Source organism: Bacteroides sp. 3_2_5, assembly GCF_000159855.2.
GTDB lineage: Bacteria > Bacteroidota > Bacteroidia > Bacteroidales > Bacteroidaceae > Bacteroides > Bacteroides fragilis.
Window position 1 is genome coordinate 814,247 of record NZ_JH636044.1, and the last position, 22,257, is coordinate 836,503.

At 41.3% G+C, this 22,257-nt stretch carries 16 protein-coding genes; 2 read left to right on the forward strand and 14 right to left on the reverse strand.

The genetic code is table 11. The features are described from left to right. Window positions 1-15: 15 nt before the first annotated feature. Window positions 16-2,172, forward strand: coding sequence for an alpha-N-acetylglucosaminidase (locus BSHG_RS14430; protein WP_008658446.1), 2,157 nt, complete (start codon window positions 16-18; stop codon window positions 2,170-2,172). A gap of 92 nt (window positions 2,173-2,264) precedes the next feature. Here the strand turns inward: BSHG_RS14430 and BSHG_RS14425 are convergent, their stop codons facing one another. The 10 genes from BSHG_RS14425 to BSHG_RS14380 form a co-directional block, all read right to left on the reverse strand. Continuing rightward, window positions 2,265-3,932: an amino acid permease gene (locus tag BSHG_RS14425; RefSeq protein ID WP_008658448.1), complete on the reverse strand. Its 1,668-nt coding sequence runs from the start codon at window positions 3,930-3,932 to the stop codon at window positions 2,265-2,267. Window positions 3,933-4,459: 527 nt separating this feature from the next. Then, window positions 4,460-5,785: a TolC family protein gene (locus tag BSHG_RS14420; RefSeq protein ID WP_005784703.1), complete on the reverse strand. Its 1,326-nt coding sequence runs from the start codon at window positions 5,783-5,785 to the stop codon at window positions 4,460-4,462. Further along, window positions 5,782-8,817 carry an efflux RND transporter permease subunit gene (locus BSHG_RS14415; RefSeq protein WP_008658450.1) on the reverse strand — a complete coding sequence of 1,012 codons (3,036 nt, stop codon included), beginning with the start codon at window positions 8,815-8,817 and terminating at the stop codon, window positions 5,782-5,784. Before BSHG_RS14415 ends, BSHG_RS14420 begins: the two co-directional genes overlap by 4 nt. A 14-nt stretch (window positions 8,818-8,831) precedes the next feature. Further along, window positions 8,832-9,914, reverse strand: coding sequence for an efflux RND transporter periplasmic adaptor subunit (locus BSHG_RS14410; protein WP_005784707.1), 1,083 nt, complete (start codon window positions 9,912-9,914; stop codon window positions 8,832-8,834). 103 nt (window positions 9,915-10,017) lie between these two features. Then, window positions 10,018-11,331 carry an HlyD family secretion protein gene (locus BSHG_RS14405; protein ID WP_008658452.1) on the reverse strand — a complete coding sequence of 438 codons (1,314 nt, stop codon included), beginning with the start codon at window positions 11,329-11,331 and terminating at the stop codon, window positions 10,018-10,020. Between the two features lie 11 nt (window positions 11,332-11,342). Continuing rightward, the gene (locus BSHG_RS14400; RefSeq protein ID WP_005810559.1) at window positions 11,343-13,514 is read right to left on the reverse strand and encodes a peptidase domain-containing ABC transporter; all 2,172 of its coding nucleotides are present in this window, start codon (window positions 13,512-13,514) and stop codon (window positions 11,343-11,345) included. Window positions 13,515-13,758: 244 nt separating this feature from the next. Further along, a complete protein-coding gene (locus tag BSHG_RS14395; RefSeq protein ID WP_005810558.1) occupies window positions 13,759-14,478 on the reverse strand; it encodes a CPBP family intramembrane glutamic endopeptidase in 720 nt (239 codons plus the stop codon). A gap of 78 nt (window positions 14,479-14,556) precedes the next feature. Further along, on the reverse strand, window positions 14,557-14,901 hold the full coding sequence (locus BSHG_RS14390) for a hypothetical protein (protein ID WP_005810557.1): 345 nt from the start codon (window positions 14,899-14,901) through the stop codon (window positions 14,557-14,559). Between the two features lie 228 nt (window positions 14,902-15,129). Further along, window positions 15,130-16,692: a glycosyltransferase family 2 protein gene (locus BSHG_RS14385; RefSeq protein WP_008658455.1), complete on the reverse strand. Its 1,563-nt coding sequence runs from the start codon at window positions 16,690-16,692 to the stop codon at window positions 15,130-15,132. Continuing rightward, a complete protein-coding gene (locus tag BSHG_RS14380) occupies window positions 16,689-17,942 on the reverse strand; it encodes a hypothetical protein (RefSeq protein WP_008658457.1) in 1,254 nt (417 codons plus the stop codon). The genes BSHG_RS14385 and BSHG_RS14380 overlap by 4 nt, the downstream gene beginning before the upstream one ends. A 748-nt stretch (window positions 17,943-18,690) precedes the next feature. On the opposite strand from BSHG_RS14380, the gene BSHG_RS23230 reads away from it, so the two are divergent. After that, entirely contained in the window at window positions 18,691-18,879 is a 189-nt protein-coding gene (locus tag BSHG_RS23230; protein WP_008658459.1) for a hypothetical protein, read from the forward strand. 33 nt (window positions 18,880-18,912) lie between these two features. Here the strand turns inward: BSHG_RS23230 and rsgA are convergent, their stop codons facing one another. The 4 genes from rsgA to BSHG_RS0220185 form a co-directional block, all read right to left on the reverse strand. Then, window positions 18,913-19,845, reverse strand: a complete 933-nt coding sequence (gene rsgA, locus BSHG_RS14370; RefSeq protein WP_005796320.1) for a ribosome small subunit-dependent GTPase A — start codon at window positions 19,843-19,845, stop codon at window positions 18,913-18,915. A 95-nt stretch (window positions 19,846-19,940) separates the two neighbouring features. Continuing rightward, window positions 19,941-20,501, reverse strand: a complete 561-nt coding sequence (frr, locus tag BSHG_RS14365; RefSeq protein WP_005775374.1) for a ribosome recycling factor — start codon at window positions 20,499-20,501, stop codon at window positions 19,941-19,943. Between the two features lie 126 nt (window positions 20,502-20,627). Next, the gene (locus BSHG_RS14360; protein ID WP_014298229.1) at window positions 20,628-21,686 is read right to left on the reverse strand and encodes an SH3 domain-containing protein; all 1,059 of its coding nucleotides are present in this window, start codon (window positions 21,684-21,686) and stop codon (window positions 20,628-20,630) included. A gap of 11 nt (window positions 21,687-21,697) precedes the next feature. Continuing rightward, window positions 21,698-22,249 carry a L,D-transpeptidase gene (locus tag BSHG_RS0220185; RefSeq protein WP_005801468.1) on the reverse strand — a complete coding sequence of 184 codons (552 nt, stop codon included), beginning with the start codon at window positions 22,247-22,249 and terminating at the stop codon, window positions 21,698-21,700. Window positions 22,250-22,257: the final 8 nt, after the last annotated feature.

Sequence of the window (22,257 nt, forward strand, 5' to 3'; positions counted from 1 at the left end):
TAAAGCATATTATTTATGAATCGTAAATCAATACTATTAACAATTTTACTTTGTGTCGCTTCTTGGGCAATGGCTTCTCCGGTAACCGGATTGTTGGAGCGCATTGACAAAGGAGCTTCGAAGAAGTTTATTATCGAGCAGGTGAAGTCCGATGCCGACTTCTTTGAACTCGACCAGAAAGGTGATAAAGTCGTTATTCGTGGAAATAACTATGTAAGCATTGCCACCGGGCTGAATTGGTATCTGAAGTATTACGCAGGTATTCATCTCTCATGGAACGGAATGCAGGCGAAACTGCCGGCTGTACTTCCGCCGGTGACAAAGAAAGAACGCAGGGAAACAACATTGCCCTACCGCTACGACCTGAATTATTGTACTTTCTCTTACTCTATGGCTTTCTGGGATTGGAACCGATGGGAGAAAGAGATTGACTGGATGGCTCTACACGGCATCAATATTCCTTTGGCGGTGACCGGAGCTGAGGCTGTGTGGCACAATGTGCTTGATAAGTTGGGATATACCAAGACAGAGATCAATGAATTCATTTCGGGTCCGGGATTTTTTGCCTGGTGGCTGATGAATAACTTGGAAGGTTGGGGTGGTCCCAATCCCGACAGCTGGTATACCCGGCAGATTGCTTTGCAAAAAAAAATCCTGAAGCGTATGCGCGAATACGGTATAGAGCCGGTGCTTCCGGGGTATTGCGGCATGGTACCCCATAATGCGAAAGAGAAACTCGGCCTGAACGTATCCGACCCAGGAACATGGTGCGGCTACCGTCGTCCGGCGTTCCTGCAACCGAGTGATCCGCGTTTCGAGGAGATTTCTTCTCTTTACTACAAAGAACTTGAGAAACTGTACGGCAAAGCTAACTTTTACTCCATGGACCCCTTTCACGAAGGGGGAAACACTGCAGGTGTCGACCTCGATGCAGCCGGTAAGGCAGTGATGAAAGCTATGAAGAAGGCCAATCCGAAGGCTGTCTGGGTGGCTCAGGCCTGGCAGGCAAATCCGCGTCCCAAGATGATTGAGAACCTGAAAGCTGGAGATTTGCTGATACTTGACCTGACCAGTGAGTGCCGTCCGCAGTGGGGAGATTCTACTTCCGAGTGGTATCGCAAGAACGGATACGGGCAGCACGATTGGATCTATTGTATGCTTTTGAATTATGGTGGCAATGTGGGATTGCACGGAAAGATGGACAATGTGATCGATAACTTCTATCTTGCCAAAGCCGATCCGCATGCAAGCGCTACGCTGAAAGGGGTGGGAATGACTCCTGAAGGGATTGAAAACAATCCGGTGATGTACGAGCTGGTGATGGAGCTGCCTTGGCGTCCCGACCGGTTCACGAAGGAAGAGTGGCTGAAGGAGTATGTAAAAGCCCGTTATGGCGTTGATGATCCGGTGGTACAGGCTGCCTGGACCAATCTGGCGAACTCTATTTATAACTCGCCGAAGAACCTGACCCAGCAGGGGACACACGAATCAGTATTTTGTGCCCGTCCGGCGGAAGATGTGTACCAGGTGTCCAGCTGGTCGGAAATGAAAGATTACTACCGTCCGCAGGAGGTGATAGAAGCTGCCCGCCTGATGGTTTCCGTAGCCGATCGCTTTAAAGGTAACAATAATTTTGAATACGATTTGGTAGATATTGTCCGCCAGGCACTGGCAGAGAAGGGACGTCTGATGCAGAAAGCTGTGACTGCCGCTTATCGTGCAGGTGATAAACAACTCTTTGCACTGGCATCGGGAAAGTTCCTCGACTTGATTTTGTTGCAGGATAAACTGTTGGGAACCCGTCCGGAGTTTCGAGTAGGAAAGTGGATTGAAGAGGCGCGTGCGTTGGGTGATACACCCGAAGAAAAGGAATTGTACGAATGGAATGCCCGTGTACAGATTACGACCTGGGGTAACCGGAACGCGGCCGATTACGGTGGTCTCCGAGACTATGCTCACAAAGAGTGGAACGGCTTGCTGAAAGATTTCTATTACATGCGTTGGAAACTATATTTCGACTTTCTTTCTCAGCGGATAGAGGGAAAGACCCCTGCGGAAATTGATTTCTATGCCATAGAGGAACCTTGGACGAAAGCTGCCAATCCCTATTCTGCCGAGGCGGAAGGAGACTGCATTGAAGTAGCGAAGCAGGTGATGCAAGCGGTTGAATAAGACTTTTCTACCACAGATAACACAGGTCATTGTTTTTGATAATCTGTGTAATCTGTGGTGAAAACAGTTTTATATACCTCCTTTCCTCAGAGTTAACCGTTGTCATTCGTTTGTTTTGTTGTCCCTTTCCATATCCGCATCATATAATATGCACAATGCGTAAATGCGAAAACAAACGAGATGATCAGCAATACTTTACTTTCATTCCAACCTACAGTCTGCTGATGCCATAAGCCGGTAATGACACAAAGCAGAGACAGTGCAATGCCGATCATGTTCAATGCCGATTGTCCCCGGCGATTTTTCACACCATGTTCCAGTTTACTGTGTTTCATGCCGTAGCCGACATAGATGTCCAGTCCGATCAGCATCCACAGTACTAATCGTATCCAGGTATCGGCTGGAAGGAAAAGCATCATGCACAGACAAGTGAGTATTCCCAGAATGGGGACGAGAGGCACAAACGGAGTTTTAAATGAACGGGGTATGTTCGGCATGGTCTTTCGCACTACGAGGACGGCTGCGCATACCAGTGTGAAAGCCATCAGTGTACCGATGCTGGTCATCTCTCCCGCCAGGCGTGCCGGAACAAATGCGGCTAGCAGGCCCACTATCAGCATAAACAGGAGGTTGCTGCGCGCCGGTGTACGGAACTTCTCGTTGATGTGTGAAAAGAAGGGGGGAAGTAGTCCGTCATGGCTCATGCTCAGGAAAACACGGCTTTGCCCCAATAAAGTAACCATAATGACCGAACAATAGCCGAACAGGATGGCAAGAACGATGGCACGGTTCAGCCACGGATAATCCGGGTGAATGATGCCTGTTGCATCGGCATGTCCCATGTGTTCGATGGCAATGGCTACCGGTGCGATGCCCTGCTGGCCGCTAAATTCGGTATAATGGGCTACTCCTGTCATTACGTGGGCAAACAGCATATAAAGTACGGTACATACCAAAAGTGATACCAGGATACCGATCGGCATATTCCGTTTCGGATTTTTTGTTTCCTGTGCAGCCGTACTGACGGCATCGAATCCCAGGAAAGCAAAGAAAACGATGGCGGCTCCACGCAGGACACCTGAGAGACCGTATTCGCCAAGTGTACCTGTATTGGCGGGGATGTATGGAGTATAGTTGTCGGCATTGATATATTTCCAGCCTAGGACAACGAATATGGCGATCACCGATACTTTGAGAAATACAACGATGCCGTTGAAGATGGAGCTGCCTTCTGTTCCGCGAATCAGGAAGATGCTCATCAACACTACGATCATGAACGCCGGGATATTGACGATTCCCCCATCCCATGGGCAGGCGGTCAGGGCTTGCGGCAGATGTATATTGAGTCCTTCAAGAAAGACGACGAGATATCGGCTCCAACTGATACTGACGGTAGTGGCTGCTACGGTATATTCGAGAACGAGATCCCAGCCGATGATCCAGGCTATCAGTTCGCCCATGGTGGCGTATGAATACGTATAAGCACTGCCTGCCACCGGAATCATAGAAGCGAACTCAGCGTAGCAGAGTCCTGCGAAGCAGCATCCGAGTGCAGCTATGGCGAATGAAAGGGTGATGGCCGGTCCGGTGTAGCCCGCTGCTACGGTGCCGGTGATTGAGAAGAGTCCTGCTCCGATGATAACACCGACGCCCAGTGCTACCAGACTCCAGGGGCCTAATACTCGTTTTAATGATTTACTGCCCGACGCATTGGCCTCTGCCAATAGGGCTTCAAAGGGTTTCTTTATGAATAATCCCATCTTCTTGTTTTTTCTTTACTGGTTATGGTTGTATTTGGAATAGGTAATTCTTTTCCAGACTTAGCTATTTATTTGAAGTTGCAAAGATAATTAATTCATAACACATACGGTCATAGGATGTTCACTTTTAGGGATTGAGGAGGTGTCAAAACCCACCACAGAAGACGTAGAGTAACACTGAGCCGATTCTAAGTTGTTGATTATTCATAAAAAGATTCTGTGCTACTCTGTGGTGAAAAGAGTTTCGACACATCTCTCGGAAGTGGGTTTGTAGTTCTTTTTGTCAGTAATTAAGATGCGAACCGAGGAGCCTGCTTTGGCGAATGTCTCACTCACAATGTGCTGATAGATAGTATTGTACCAACGTGAAAATACCTTTAAAACCAAAGTCCCGTTGGTTTCAAAGGAAAGGGGTCTTGGTTTTAAACCGATAGACCTTAGGCTTTAAACCAACGGGGCGTATGTTTGTATGGGGAGGAGTGTAAACTTTTGTGGCTTATCCCACCCATTCTTCGGATATTCCCATTCTATTCCAGGTATTTCGTGATCTTTCCACTGATTTGTAAAAGTGAAATCTCACATAACTTGGTATCGTATTCAGCCGAAAGTATGCGTTCTTCGGCATCCAGCAAACTTTTCTGCGCTTCCCGCATTTCGATACCCGAAAGATTGCCTAGCATGTAGCGTTCCATAGCTATCTCGTGATTCTCTTTGGCGGCTACCAGATTCTGTCGTTCCAGTTTCAGCATTTGCAGATTATTCTGGTAGGCCTGCCACAGATTGCTAAGGTCTGCTTTCAGCCCTTGTTCCAGTTGTTCACGTTGAAGGCGGGCGTTTTTTATGGCAATGCGTGCATTGTTCTTTTCGCGTCGGCGATTTCCATCGAAGATGTTGAAGCCTACCGTTACTCCAAAATTGGCTCCCAGATTACCTCTTTGGCTATTAGCGGCAATATCGTACTTATTGAAGGTATATCCGTATCCGGTATTCATCTTCAGGTAAGGGTAGTTGCGCGAGTTTACTTTCTTATAGTCCAGCATGGCGAGCGTGTTGTTTTGTTCAGCTTTCAACAGTGACGCGTTCGTCAGTAAGGTAGCATTCCACAACTCTTCGAATCGAAGCCCGGCATTCACTTTTATAATGCTGTCTTCTATCACGAGCGGTTGATCCACATCTTCGTTGGCCATCAGTTCGTTTAACTGGATGCGCGAGGTATGCAGCAATTCCTGTTGCTTCATGTATTTGGCGCTGTCGGCGTTGAAGTCCACTTTTGCCTGTTGATAGTCCAGACGGGAGAAGTTACCGATGTGGTAACGTTCTTCTACGATTCGCAGGCGCTCTTTCGACAAAGATACCGCATAACGGAAATTCTGCAAGCGGATTTTTTGCTGAACATAGTTGTAATATTCGGCTGCCAGATTGGCTATCAGGTCCTCGATGGCGATACGGGTATTGGTTTCTCCCTGTAGTTGCAACTCTTTCAGTTTCTGGTAATTGGCTGTAATGTTAAAGCCATCGAAGATGGTCCAGTTCAAGTTCAGACCCACATTCAAGGTTTGGTCGAAGACACCGTTTTCTTTTACTGATTCTCCGGTGGCCCGGACCTTGGTATTAGTGTTGTCCACTGTCCCCTTGTATCCTGCCGTAAAATCGAGTGTCGGCAGATAGCCTGCGTTGCCCGGGGTGGCGTTGTTCCTGCTCACTTGCTCTTCATTGCGGACTATTTGCAGGGAGTAGTTATTCTGAAGTCCATACTCCAGGCAGGATTTCAGGGTATATATTTGTGGCTGCTGTGCCTGCATGGCAAAAGGAGCACAGCACAATGCTATGATAGATAAGACGATCTGTTTCATTCTTGCTTTAATTTATTACTTCGGTTCGTCGAAATATAACTGTAAATGGCAGGTACGATGTACATGGTCAGCAGGGTAGATACCAACATACCTCCTACTACAGCCGTACCCATTGCGATACGTTGGTTGCAACCTTCACCCGAGGCGAAAGCCAGCGGGATTAATCCCAGGATGGTAGAAGCACTTGTCATCAGGATAGGACGCAGGCGTTGTAACGCCGCATCTTTGATGGCTGTCATCTTATCCTCACCCGTTTCTTGTTTCAGGTTGGCAAACTCTACGATCAGGATACCGTTTTTAGCCACCAGTCCAATCAGCATAATAATGCCGATCTGGCTGAAGATGTTCATTGTGATACCTCCAAAATACATGAATACCAATGCGCCTGCAATAGCCAGGGGGACGGTCAGCATAATGATCAGTGGGTCTTTGAAACTCTCGAACTGTGCTGCCAGGATCAGGTAAATCAGTACAATGGCCAGAATAAAAGCAAACATCAGACTTGAAGAACTCTCGCGATATTCTTTCGAATCACCGGTCAATGCTGTGCGGAACGTGTCGTCCAGCGTCTCTTTGGCTATCTTGTCCATTTCGTCCAATCCTTGTCCGATGGTTTTTCCTTCGGCCAGTCCGGCGGAAACAGTGGCCGAAACGAAACGATTGTAACGATACAGTTTCGGAGGCGCGATGCCACCGGTCAGTTCAATCAGGTTGTCCAATTGCACCATATCGCCTTTGTCACTACGAATGTAGATGGATTTCAGATTGGCAGGTGTGTTACGTTGCTGGCGGTTGATTTCTCCTAAGATCTCATATTGCTTGCCGTTCATATAGAAGTAGCCCATTCGCTGTCCGCTCAGACCGTATTGCAGGGTCTGTGCGATGTTACGTGTACTTACCCCCATGATGCTGGCTTTGTCGCGATTGATATTGATACGTGCCTCCGGCTTGCTGAACTTCAGGTCTACGTCTGCCATCTGGAATACCGGGTTCTCGTAAACCTTCGCCATGAATTTGGGCAGTACTTCCTGTAGCTTTTCGATATTAGTGGCCTGCAATACGTATTGGACGGGCATACCGCCACGCCGTCCGCCAAAAGAAGATGACTGCTGGACGAATGAACGAGCCATCGTCTTTTTCTGTACTGCTGCCGACAGTTTTTCAGCCACATCCATCTGGGTGTAGTCACGGTCTTTCATGTCTTTCAGCGTGATGCGCACATTACCGCTACCACTCGATACACGGGCGGTTACCGATTCGGCATCCGGTATAATCGAGTCTACGAGGTCATTGATGTCTTCCGTATAGTCCCGGATGTATTCATAGGTCACACCTTCGGCTCCACGGGTATTGATACTGATTTGCGAACGGTCTTCCAACGGAGCCATTTCTGCCGGGATGTAATTCCACAAGAAGGCAATGATGCCAATGGTAATTGCTACAAAGGGCAGGGCAATCCAACGTTTATGGAGGAAAACAGCCAGTGAACGACTGTAGAGGCGGTTCATTCCTTCGAAGAAAGGTTCTGTTTTCAGATAGAACCAGTTCTGTTTCTCCCGTTTTACCAGTAACTTGGTGGCTAGCATCGGAGTAAAGGTCAGAGCCGCAAAAGAGGAGATGATAACCGAACCGGAAATAACAATACTAAATTCACGGAACAGTCGTCCTGTCATCCCCTCCATAAAGACGATGGGGAAGAATACGGCAACCAGCGTAATGGTGGTAGAGATGACAGCGAAGAAAATTTCTTTAGCCCCTTCGATGCCGGCCTCTTTCGGGGGCATTCCTTTCTCAATGCGGACATAGATGTTTTCCGTCATTACGATAGCGTCGTCCACCACCAGACCCACTGCCAACACGACCGCCAGCATGGAGAGCACGTTGATGGAGAAGTCCGCCAGATACATGACGAAGAAGGCACCGATCAACGATACCGGAATCACGATACAGGGAACCAGCGTCACCCGCCAGTCGCGCAGAAAAAGGAAGATAATAATGATAACCAGGATGAAAGCTACGTAAACGGTTTCTTTTACTTCGCTGATAGAGGCACGGATGAATTTGGTATTATCGAATCCGTAAGAATACTTCACGTCTTCCGGGAGGTCCTTCTGCATCTTCTCCATGCGTTCATATACCGCATCGGCTATCTTTATATGGTTGGCACCCGGCTGGGGGATTACAACGATTCCCACCATGGGAACACCATTCATCTTCATGTAGCTTTTGATGTCGGCAGGGCCCAGTTCGGCTCGTCCGATATCACTGAAACGGATGATGCGGTCGTTCTCTTCTTTGACGATCAGGTTGTTGAACTCTTCTGCAGTGTGCATCAGTCCCAAAGTACGGATGGTAAGTTCTGTTGTATTTCCTTCGATACTACCTGAAGGGAGTTCCACGTTCTCTTTGTCTACCGCATTCTTCACATCGATGGGAGTGATCCCGTAACCGGACATCTTGATGGGGTCGAGCCATAAACGCATGGAGTATCGTTTCTCTCCCCAAATGGAGACACTACTTACGTCAGAGATTGTTTGCAACTGTTCTTTTACAGTCAGGTCGGCAATTTCACTGAGTTCCAGCAAAGAACGTTTGTCGCTTTGCAAAGCCACCATAAGGATAGGGGTGGCATCGGCGTCGGCTTTCGATACGGTAGGAGGGTCACAGTCGCGCGGGAGATAACGTTGGGCGCGTGATACCTTGTCACGCACGTCATTGGCAGCTGTTTCCAGGTCGACGGAAAGCTCAAACTCTACCGTGATACGGCTTTGTCCCTGCTGACTGACACTGGAGAGTGAGCGGATGCCCGGAATACCATTGATGTTCTGTTCCAGGGGTTCGGTGATCTGATTCTCGATGACATCGGCATTTGCACCCGGATAGGAGCAGGATACTGAAATAATAGGGTTATCTACGGATGGATACTCCCGGACACCCAGGTAGTTGTACCCGATCAGTCCAAAGAGCAAAATGATGATGGTCAGTACCGTTGAGAGTACTGGCCGTCGTATACTTAATTCGGATATATTCATAAGGCGGTCGGGAGTTAATTGATATTATCCAGTGTGACAGGTAATCCTGTACGGAGTTGAAGGGTTCCCGAAGTGATGATGGTATCACCCATTTGTAGGCCCTTTATGACTTGTACTTCAGCTTCGGTACGGATACCTGCGGTTATTTCTACCGGTTCGGCTTTACCCGATTTATAGAGGAATACTTTATCCTTACCCATCTCAGGTACGATGGACTCCGATGGGATGGCGATGGCATTCGGGATTTCTTCTTTTTTCAGTTGGATGCTGGCGTAACGTCCCGGTAGTATTGCCCCGTTACTGTTAGCATACAGTGCACGAACGGTCAGTGTACGAGTAGACTGATCGATTCGTGATTCGGTGGCATATACCTTTGCGGGGAAAGAGCTTAACTTTCCTTCCAGTTCGAAGTTGAGGTTAGTTCCCTTTTTTACCTGACTGGCATAACGCTCGGGTACGGAAAACTCTATTTTCAGAGGAATGATTTTTGTCAGTTTGGCTACGATGGTAGTAGGTGAAGCATAAGAGCCAACGCTGACCTGCCGGAGTCCGATCACCCCGTCGAAGGGTGCGCGAAGTTCGGTCATGGCAATATTCGCTTTTACCAAATCAATATCTGCATTCAGGGTGGCCAGTTCCGTTTTTACCTGCTCGTAAGCTTCCTTACTGACGGCATCCCGTTCGAGCAAAGCATTTTGGCGGAACACACGGTCTTCGGCAAGTTTTAGTTGAGCTACAAGACGTTGCAACTGGGCCTGTAATTGCCGGTCGTTCACTTTTGCCAGTAGTTGTCCTTTCTTTACGGTTGTTCCTTCGTCAAAGTTGATCTCAACAATTTTTCCCGAAGTCTCAAAAGAAAGATCCACCTCCTCGTCAGGCATCAAGCTACCGCTGATTTGAATCTGGTCTGTCAGCAATTGTGGTTTTATGATTTTGGCGTTTACGTTCAGAACCCTTTTATTGATCTGTTTGCCTGTCATCACTTTGTCGGCTGCTGCCAACTCTTCATTTGCTTTAGGAAGTCGGGAGTAAATTCCCCAACCTATCAGTCCGGCACCAACCAAGATGACGATGCCCCATTTTACCTTTTTATCCATGTCTTAGTATTAGTATATGTCTGTTCAAAGGTTAGACTAAGACGATAGGGAAAGGTTTAATCGAGAAATTAAAATATAGATTTATTTTTTGTGTTAAGGTATCTTATCGATTATGTTTTCTTAATCTGTGATCAAAAATGGCCCGTAATGGATTGAAAAAACGCATTAATAAACTCAAATCGTCTGTTAGGATTTCAGCATCTCCTTTCAGTTGTTGCACTTTAGGAAGTCTTTTCCCGTAAGACGTAATAAGTCCTTTATCTAAAACTACGTCTGCACTATATAATAGTTCATTAGGAACTTCTGATATTTTGGATAGATGACCCACTAACATTCCGAACTCTTGATATGGATAATTTTGTAACTTGATGTTGACTTGTTGTCCTTCTTTTATCTTTCCCGAATTTTGTATGGGAAATTGTAGTCTGGCTTTTGTTGTCATAGAATCAATGGGAACAACAGAAAAAATAAGCTCACCTGATTTGACGTTTTGATTCTTACTCCAATATGTAGTAAAACTTACTTTACCATCTATAGGGGTAGTAATTAAATAATTTTGTTTCCAAGTTTCCGTTTGCGCTTTTAATAAGTGCGTGCTTTGTAGAAGTTTATTTGTTAGCTCCTGCCTGTCGGTGTTATGCTTTAATTCTATTTTTTTTAGATCAGAGCGTAGTTGTTTTAATGAGGATTTAATGTTCAATATGTTGACTTCCATATCTACAAGTGAAGATTGGAACTGAAGCCTGTTTTGGTGTCTTTGTTCTATTTCACTTTCAGAAATGACTTCCTTTACAAACAGAATGGAATCTCGTTGATATTCTTTGTCTGCAAGTCTGATTTGTGTTTTTAAAAGTTCTCTCTTTCTATTCTCTTGTACTAATAATTGCTTTTGTGCCTGCTTTTTTTCTTGTAATGACAATACTTCTTCTTCAAATAGTCCGGAATGTAGAAAATTGTATAGCTCAGTATAATTGAGCTTAAGATCAGCATAGCGTCCCTGTACTTCTCCTAATTCAAGATCATTGCGCAAAAAATCGGGTTCGGGAATTACTGAAAGGCTATCTTTTCCAATTGTGTTTTCTAGGACTGTAATGTAATGATCTAAAATTTTCATGTCTTTCCATTGTGCTGGTGACTCTAATATGGCAAGGACTTGTCCTTTTGTTATACTTTCTCCTTCTTCTGTGAATATGATTTCTATTTTTCCATTTACTTTGGAAATTAGATTTGCTGGCGGATTTATGGTTGTAATTTCAACTGTAGCAGGTACAATATCTGGATATCTTATAAATCCAGAAACGGAAATAACCAGTAAAAGAAAAACGAAGAAAATGGTTATTCCCCATCTTAATATCCACGTAGGACGATAGTTGTACAACTGGTCTCTATAGACTTGGCGTAACTGAATTTTTGACATGATGTATTATTTTATCCAATCTCTAATTGACTAGAAATTAGGTCGTAATATATTCCTTTTAAATTTATAAGTTCTTGATGAGTCCCTTGTTCCACAATTTTTCCCTTTTCCATGACCACTATATTATGGGCGTTTTTTACAGTACTTAATCGGTGCGCTATTACAATGGCGGTTTTTCCTTCTAAGATGGTTTCCAAATTTTTGGAAATCTGTTTTTCATTATTCGTGTCAAGAGAGTTTGTCGCTTCATCCAGGAATATGAAGTCTGGGTTTTTGTATATCGCCCTAGCTATTAGTATACGTTGCTTTTGCCCTTGACTTAATCCTGAACCATTAGTTCCAAGTGGAGTGTATAGCTTTAAAGGGCGAGCATTAATGAAATTTTCTGCGTTTGCCAGTTGAATCGCTTTCACTAGTTGTTTTTGATTTACGTTCATTTCTTCATCTTCCAATGTGATATTATATAAGATAGTGTCATTAAAAAGTTTACCATCTTGTAATACGGCACCGCAACTATTACGCCAACGATATAAATCGATATTATCTAATGGCACTCCTCCGACTTCAATTTCACCATTTGTTGGTTTATAAAACCTGAGTAACAATTTTAGTAAAGTGGTTTTACCGCTTCCGCTTTCCCCTACGATAGCTGTAATCTTTCCCTCCGGTATCTCTAAATTTATATTGTCTAATACTTTGTTTAAATTAGGGTTGTAGTAAAAATCTAAATCTTTCACCTTAATGCCTTTTTCTATAGGAATGGAAACTTTTGATTCAGATATTTCTGGTTCTTCTTCCCAAATGACCTCGTTTACACGTTTAAGGCTGATGCGGGCAAATTGTAGGGAATGTACATAACCAATCATACTTTTTATGGGGGCATTCAGTTGCCCTAATATGTACTGAGCTGCCATCATCATACCTAGCGTCATTGTTCCTTCTATTACATTTAGAGCCGCAATATAAGTAATAAAAAGCCCTTGTAAATGGATGATAAAAGAGGCTCCGGTCGCTTCTATCTGGTCGAGATTCATGTTTTTTACCCGCAAACCATAAATTTTAAAGCGGCTGAGTTCCCATTTCCATCTTCGTTTGTTCGCGATATTATTTATCTTTATTTCGTTCACATTTTCTAATAATTCCAATAGATCGTTCTGATTAGTGGCCCTGCATCCGAATAGTTGATTATCTAGTTTCTTTCGTTGCTTTAGAAAAAGAAATATCCATCCGGTATAAACTGTGTTACCGATCATAAATACAAGAAACATATTACTTTCGTAATAGAGCATAAGCAGGCTGTAGATGACAAAGAGTAGGATATTGATGAAGATTCCCAGAAAAGTGGACATGATAAATGACTGTATACGTCCGTGGTCATCTATTCGGGTTAGTAAGTCGCTAACCATTTTACGCTCAAAAAAAGTAATGGGTAAACTCATGGTTTTGCGGAGGAAATCACTGACCATTCCCATGTTAATCCGCTCTGACACATACAGCATAAGGCGGCTTTGGATAAAGTCAGATGCCATTGAACTAAATGCCAAAATCATACCTGCTATCAGCATGGTGTTCACAAATTGGATATTACCGGACCCAATGCCGAAATCTACAATGGATTGGGATATGAAAGGGGAAAGTAGCCCGATCAATATCCCTGCAACCATACCTACTATAACTTGTCCTAAATATCGGTGATGAGGTTTCAGATATTTCATAAAATGGCTGAAAGAGGCTCGGGTTTCCATTTCGTTCATGTTGTGAAATTCGGGAGTCGTTTCTAATATCATGATGGTTCCAAGTCCGTTGCACATCTCCCACGCTTCCCTAAATTCTTTATGGTTGTAATGGGTAAGTCCTTGTGCAGGATCTGATATATAAACTTTTCTATTCGTGATTTTATGGACTACTACGAAATGACTTTGTTTCCAGTGTACAATTAATGGCAATGGCATCTTCTCTATTAAATCTTCGAATGTAACTTTGATAGCCAGTGTTCGGAAACCAATCTCTTCTGCTGCCCGGCCAATGTCGAACAATGATACGCCTTCGCGAGTTGCATAACAGCGATCCCTCAAATATTTCAATGAAAATCTCTTGCCATAATTTTGGGCTATAATCTTCAGACAGGCTGGTCCACAATCCATTTGGTCATGTTGAATGTAAGATGGAAAGTTTATTCTCATAGTTGTTCTTTGGATTTTCTTTTTCGAGATTTGCAGATGGTTTTTCCTTTTTTATAAATATTCCTTCTGATTATTTTCTCGGTAAAGTTTGGAACTGGGTTATATAATTTTCTTATACCTAAATATAAGTATGGATATAATAATTTATATAATGATCTTTGTAATTTATATTGTCTCCTATTAAATAGAAAGTAGTTAATATACAGTTAAATTTGTTCTTGGCTTATGTGTATTTGTTCTTTCTTTAAACGTATTTCTTTTTAAGAAAAAAATAAATAATATACATGATTGAAATAGCAACTATAATGTAATGTATAGGATTGTATATATAATTTGAGGCTTTTGATGTAACAGACCAAAAAATACTATATGAACAGAAATTAATAGTATTGTAAAAGAAATGACATAGTATAAGAAGAAGCCCATTTCCTGATTTGATATATAAATATGCTAATACAAATCCAAAGCATGATAAACCAATAACCGTATATATACTGCCTGCATGTAGCATACCAAAATACAATGCGGTCATTATAATTATAATCCATTGATTTAATTTATCTTTGAATTTATTGATAATAATAATTCTGCAACTTATCTCCTCCAAAACAGGAATTAAAACTAAACCGTATATCAATCTTGGAAACGTGAAAAATTCTTTTTTTATTAATGATATATCTTTGGAAATGAAATCTATAAATCCTATAACTATATACATGGATATACTTAAGATAAAAATTGAAATAATTGTTTTTATGGAAATTTTGATGTTAAAAGATTGGCGAAACTGAATGCTCTTTCTGAATAATAAAATAAATATAACGAGGGATAATAGAGTGATGGGATGTGACCAAAGGGTTGGATTCTGCACTAAGTTTCCAATAATTAATACTATTAAAAGACTAATTAAGGGATACGTAAGAATAACAACCATCAAAGATAAAAAGAGATGTACTTTTTTCATGGGATTTAAAAATTTTGCTTGCAGATAATCTTAACTTTAAGGTCATAGAATAACTGCAAGCTGTTGCTATATTAATGATTACTTGTCTCCGTAATAAGCGTGCTTATGGAAAAAGAAGTGAGTTAATCTTGTTACTAGATTGTCCTCAGCGGCAGTTTGATTTGTGTTCCATCCTTGTCTTGATCCGTTACCGCAGGCCGGGCATCCGTCTATATCCCATCTCCCGGTTTCGTTCCAAGAAGTTCCATAGATTGTTACAGCCGGGGCTGCATAACCATAACCATCAACATAACCGCCTTGCCAAGTGTTATTCTCTAACATTCTAAAAAACTCATCTTGGCTAACTCCTCCTTTAAGAGAAGTCTGCTCTTCTATATTCACTACAGGATATTCACTCAATTTATTTATATTCAGTTTTTTCATATTGTTAAAATATTAGTAAGACGTTAATTGTTTCTTGACTTTTTCGTGAAGCAGTATTTTTTGCTTTTCGACCTGTTGGGCGGCATGGTATGTCAGGGAAACCATGGCAGATATAAACATAATTTTTGTCTTAATCTGCATTGCAATGTTCTGTTTTTATTAGCAGTATTTACATGTTTAGTTATTCTTATTTTATTATTTATTTCCTTATGACGGGAAACCGTATTTTTAATATTCTTCAATTTTATCCAGTTGATATAGATTTTCGCTATTCAATAAGTAATCATACCCTGACGACATGTCCTTTTGTTGGTCTTCTTGTATATACCTTTCATATTTTCTAATTCGATCATTTTCTTTCATGGATCCATAGTCTTTAAATAATATATTGCTTTGCCATGTGTTCGTGAAATACGGAGTCGCTATGAAGTGTAATTTCTTATGGGTGTTTATGTGAGTATGCCCTATAGGTCTGAACATTCGGTAAACTGTGAGGATACCTTTGTTAGAATTCGGAATATCACCTTTATAACTTTGTTCATCGTTCCATAAATACACACCCCTAAAACTTACCACATGTATCTCTTTATTATTCTCAAATTCTGAAAAATTGGTAAATCTCTCATCAAATCTTTCGTCAATATCCATAAAACAAAACCATTCGGATTGGAAGAAGGCACTTAAATCGAGTAATATATTTCTATTCTCTAAATCGTTGAACCCACTTCTTTTCTTTTTCACTTTTAATATAATTTTGTCATGGATTGCTAGATCCCAAGTTCGATCCGTACTTTCATCATCCAGCAAAATGATACCGTCAAAATAGTTTGCCATATTTGTTAGAAAACCTTCTATCAGTTTTTCTTCGTTGTACGCTTGGCAGAGGACTATCTTTTTATGCCTTTTCCGAAATGCGGCGGGGTGTCTGATTTCGAAACCGATAAATTGCTGTAGATATGTATAGCACAAGTCTTTTGCATATTGATTGTCTTGCCAGTCGTAAATGACTTTGTTAAATTCACTTCCCCAAATATCTTTGTTAGCAATTGCTTCCGAAGGATAATTCATTTTTCTCCAATCCGAGATGCTATGTTTATTGATACGTTTAGAGCGTTCGTTGGGATCATAATTTTTTTCCCGATGAATAGTCTTTGCCTCTGGGAGGATGAATTTTTTGATACCAGACATATCCAACCGTGCACGCATATTATTATCTTCTCCACCCCATGTGATGAATGTTTCATCATAACCATGTAATTTGTATAGATGGTTACGTTCTACCATCAAATTGCCCCACGGGATAAAATCCAACTCTTTTATATTATTTTCTGTAAGTTCCTGCTCATAGGGTACATATGCCATCATTGCGAGGATATAGTGCATGGGATATTTCTCTATGGCATCTCTCATTTGCCATATAATATCAGTGAGGAATTCTACTTCAGGATCTATTTGTAGGATATACTTTTTGGTAGCATGCTTGAGTCCTACATTTAGTACGGAAGCATGGTTGCGAGGAGCATGTTTTCGTTCATTAATAATTAGCTTCCAATTTATGAATGGATAATTTTGAAGCAGCATTAGAAGTTCTGACTTTTCATCGGGGTCATCTAGGACAATGATTACCTCAATACCGTTTCGTTGTAAATAGGGTGCATTATGTGGTAATACTTTTTTGAACTCTGTATATCTTTTATAGAAAGACATAACGATACTTACATCGAAGTTATGAATAATATCATTATTTAAATCGATGAGTTTCTTTTCTGTTGTGGGTTTATTTACGTTCATGCTATCAGTATTTTTTCATTAAACAGCATTTGGATAAACTCCACAAATATTTTAGGTTCCTTTTTATATGGACTCATATTTATAGCATCTTTTATTAAGCAACTTCTTTTAAAAAGGGCTATAATTTCAGCTTCTTCTTTACCAAAACTTGAATGGACTTTGTTGTTGGCTGTATAAGCTAATACAAATTTGGTATCAGAAAATTTAATAAGGTGAAAAGCATCCGATAACCTAAGGTGAATTTCCATAGGGAACGTATATAATTGTTTGTGGTTAGCTGCTACTTCTAAAATTAAGTCGTTAAGCAATTGCTGGGTTTGGCGATACTCATTGTCCAACAATTCTTTGTTTTTAATAATAATGCAGTCTATGTTTTTGCTCTTTTCTGTATTTTGTACATATTGAATATCGTTCATGATCAAATTCAAAGGGATGTATTCGTTTAAGCTTCCCCCTATCCGTCCCTGAAACTTATTAGCGAATTGTTGGCTGAGGTTTTGGGGTGTGATAAGTCCTCCATATCCTTGCTCTCCAATCACGATACATGGTTTACCTAACATTATTCCTGTGTAAATAGAAATACCATCCCCGATGATTATATCATTTGATAGAATCACTTTTTCGATATTCGATTCTTTTACATTGATAAGTGTAATATTAGAATTGAATATAGGGATAAGAGGATCTCCATTATAAAGTATTGTGATTCTATAGTCTGATAAAATATTTAATAAGTTACTGATATAATAGACCGGTGAATTTTTAAGGTTAGGGTGTGCGATAGCTATTAATAGTTTGGGGCTATTTTTATTTCTTATTTCTACATTTTTAGTAACGACTGGTTTAGAAAAATATGGTAAGACAAACATTTTGTCTTTTTGAAAGAAACTCTCCAAGAGCTGATTGAAGCAATCACAAAGTATTATTTTTTCTACTTGTTGGTCTTCACTTAAATATTCGTCTTTTAAATACTCTGTATTTATGAAGTGTATGATTGGGATATTTGATTTTCTTGCAAATTGACTAATGTGGCTCAAACCTGTTTTGCCATAAGTAAGAATGATCTCTGCTTCTTCTGTTTTATATGACTTGATGGGGGGAATATACAGATAATCATTGAGATGATTTTGAGATTTACATATAAGGGTAATATCATTGTTATAGTCTTTATTATCCAGAATCTTTAGTATTCTATTACAAAAATCAACTTGTCGCTGGTTGGAGACGTCTAGGGAAAAAAGTATTTTCATAATTAGTAAGGTTTCTTGGTTTTCAGTAATAATAAAATTATTATTTTGTTAATATATGACTTTTTTTATATGAACATCCTCCAAAAAGATTTTTTTTATTTTTAATTAACTAATTAGAAAAGGTGGTATGCAATGCCATTCTTGCTGTTATTGAATAGTGAGACGAATAGTATGCACTCTGTTGATACCTGAGTAGTTACGCTTTCTCTTGCTGTATCCCTTCTATTATAAATCAATGCTGTATTTTCGCGTTTGATGAAGGTGTCGGTCACTGACGGGCCTGTTATACTTTCGGAGATAAACGATAAACTCTCTCCGATGGAGCGAACCATATCCGGGGTAATCTGTATACATATGAAAGCCTCATTATCTTTTTAGTAAAAGGGTCAGGACTTATTGTAACAGCCATCGAATCATCCTCCTGATAAAGTGCGACGGTTCTTTTCTTCTTCTTCTTCGCGGATTACGAACTAACCAACGGTATTTGTTTTTGATATTAAACGATTGTATACAAAATTATTATAATGAATCTCCGTTTGTTTATTCCGCCCCTGGTATGCGGGCTCATGGGCCTTGGTATGCGGGCTTATAAGCCCGAGTATACGGGCTCATGGGCCCGGGTAGCGGGGATGGGATGAAGAGTGGATCATTTTCGACTAAACAGTAAAGGAAAGCACAATGCTTTAAACAATGTATTCAGTTAATAAATACGTTCCTTAGTGTTGCCTATCAGTGTCTTAACGATTGGATGGCGCTCAAGTTAACGGGTGGAAGATGGAAGATGCGGGTGGAAGATAAACAGGCTGAAAATGCGATCTTCCACCGCGTCATTGCATTGATTATTAATGGAGTAAGTGGAAAAAGGTGGAAGACGGAAGATCGAAACGTATTTTTTGTAGGAGAAGCAGTTGCTCTGCCAAGTGAAGCATTAAAATAGAATAAAGAATATTCTCTGAAAAATAGCAGAGATTCAGTATGCCGCACGGTATTTTCCTTCCTCCTTATCCTCAAGCATACTCAGATAGGAAGTGTAGCGTGATTCGCTGATGTAGTGCTCTTCTACTGCTTTCCGAACAGCACAACCGGGTTCTTGGCGGTGTGTGCAGTTTCCATATTTACAGTTTGCCGAAGTTTTGAATATTTCGGGGAAGTAGTGACCTATCTCTTCCTCTTCCATATCGAAAGTACCAAAACCTTTGATTCCCGGAGTATCGATAATGTATCCGTCTCCCGGTACAGGGAACATTTCGGAGAAAGTGGTGGTGTGCATTCCCTTGTTGTGATAAGCTGATATTTCCGCAGTCTTGACTTCCAGCCCCGGAACAAGGGCATTGATGAGGGTTGATTTACCCACTCCCGAATGTCCGGAGAAGAGGGTTACCCGGCCTTTCAGTTCCTCGCGTATGGCATCGACTCCTTCACCGGTCAGTGCGGATATTTTAAAACAAGGGTAACCTATTTGGGTATAGAGCGTGATGAGGCTGTCCAGATAATGCAATTCGTCTTCATCATAAGCATCCACTTTGTTGAAAAGAATCTTCACCGGTACCCGATAGGCTTCTGCCGATGCTAAAAAGCGGTCGATAAAAGTGGTTGAAGTTTCGGGATAGTTAACAGTCACCACCAGCATACATTGGTCGAGGTTGGCTGCAAGAATATGTGATTGTTTGGAGAGGTTCGATGAACGGCGGATGATGTAATTTTTCCGATCTTCTATCTCACTGATAAAGGCTGTTCCTTCCTGATTGAGTATGATTTGTACACGGTCACCTACGGCAACGGGATTTGTACTCCGTATGCCTTTCAGCCGAAAATTACCTTTGATCTTACATTCAACCAACTGCCCGTCATCAGTTTTCACCTGATACCAGCTACCTGTATTCTTTATTACTAATCCCTTCATGTTTTATAAGCAGCTAGTTACAAGTTACGGGCTATTAAGAAAACTTTGAGGCGTTATACACAGATGTGTATGGTAGCCCGTAACTTGTATTTCAATTATACGGTCATAATTTCTTTGTCCTTTTCAGCCAGCATTTCTTCAATTTTGGCAATGTATTTGTCATGAACCTTCTGCAGTTTAGCTTCTGCGTTCTTTTGTTCATCTTCAGCCAAACCGTCTTTTACAGCTTTCTTCAGTGCATCGATGCCGTCACGCCGTGCGTTACGGATACTGACTTTGGCTGTTTCACCCTCAGCTTTACATTGTTTGGCGAGTTGCTTACGGCGTTCCTCGGTAAGAGGTGGAATACCGATGCGGATAATTTCACCGTTATTCTCCGGCATAATGCCGAGATCGGAGTCGATAATGGCTTTTTCAATAACCCGGAACATGCTTTTATCCCAAGGTTTAATCGTGATGCTGCGTGCATCGGGAGTGGTTACGGCAGCTACGTTGCTGATGGGTACCATGCTTCCGTAAGAGTCTACACGGATACCATCCAGCAAGCGTGTGCTTGCTTTTCCGGCGCGGATGTGTGCCAGTGCTTCTTCCAGATACATCACTGCCATATCCATCTTCTCTTGTGATTCTTCGATAATCGTTTTTACGTCTACCATCTTATTAAGTATTTATAAAATTGGCACTTTGATTCATTTTGAAAACAAAAGTAGATTATTTTTTGATTATCTGCAACTATCTATAGAGAGAAATGCGTTGCCTGACGTTTCTCTTTCTAAATAGTATTATTGGTAATTATCGCAATAGGTGGTAGACGGGCTGCTGATATAACGTCCGCTTAAGTTACAACTGGAACCACTGAGGTGACTACAATTGGAGCATCTTTTACCGCCGGATGAAGAAGATGATTTTCCTAAAAGTGAAAGCAGAAAGAGAGCGATTAGTACAATTAGTAAAAGGATGAGGAAATGAGCTACAATTAAGACAGTGGCTGTTGAACCAATTAAATAAGTTAATGTACAGATACACGCATGTTTCCATCCACCTTTGGGAAGTACTTTATTGAAAATAATACCTGTTTGCACAGATTGTCCGACAAGAAATCCAATTCCTACCACAGGCAAAAAGCCTACAAAGAAAAAGCCACAAATGATAGCGCCTATGATACAGATGCCCCAAGTATATATTCCCCATGTCCAATTGAAAGTTGCGTAGGAATTGTATTGCACATCATTCAAGGTATTGAAAAAACACATCCATTGATTAAATACAACTGCACCGAATATAAAGAAATTAATGATGGTCCATAGCCATCCTATTTTATCGGGAGTGCAAAACCAAATACTATTTGCGCCCATTGAAAACACATAAAATAGTTCTAACAAACAGACGGTAATGAATAAACTGAGGTTTATCGTATGTTCGCTGTCTTCTAGCGGAGTACTTTCTCCACGACGCATTCTAAGGATGAATAGCACAATAGAAAGTCCTAATATGATATAAACTAAAGGGCGGCAATCATAATTTGTTTGTCGAAACCAGTCGCTGAGTGTATTTGTTGGAGCTTTTGCGGGAGGTGTTGGAGTAACAGGTCGTATGTAGGTCGTACTTACGTATCCATATCCGCCATTGAAGGATACCTTTGCCCATTCTCCATCTATTGATTCTACATTTACGATTCCTCCATGATTTATTGTTCCGATGATAGGAGCATTTGTGCTTCCATGACTACGTATGTTTAGAAAAGTATTGGCGGTCACTTCATACTTTTCCAAAGCTTGGGTAGAGAGGACTATAATGAATAGTCCGATACAAATGAACAGGAATCGTTTGAATGTTTTCATCGGTTTGTTATTTACTGGGTTTTTATGTCTTTTACAGAGGGCGTGATGATAACAGTTGTTGGCACTCGGATTAAAGATACTAATTGCTCTAATTCTGAATTTTTGATTCGAATGCATCCTTCGGTCGCTCGGGTCCCAATAGATAATGGGTCGTGGGTGCCATGAATCCCAATTCCTTTATGTCCGGGTGTTTCTAACCGGATGAAATGATTACCGTATGCACCCTCTATTTCACCTTTCCCATCTCCAAAATCGTGTTTCCATTTAGAAGCATCTTGGATATCGATTATTTTAAAAGTTCCTTCAGGAGTTTTTAAATCTCCTTGTTTTTCCTTATTGCCATAATTCTTCCCACAAGCTATGTCGGCAGTGAATAATTCTTGACCCTTATAGTCTATTAAGCGTAATTTCATTTCATCTTTTGAGATGAGAAGAATGTTCGCATTCTTAATTTGTGCCATTTGGGCAGTATGGTAGTAGTAGAAAGCTACTGCCATACCACCTATAGAAAGGATAAATGTTAGATGCGATATAATTAGATACCGTATAATTTTCTTTTTCATTGTATTAT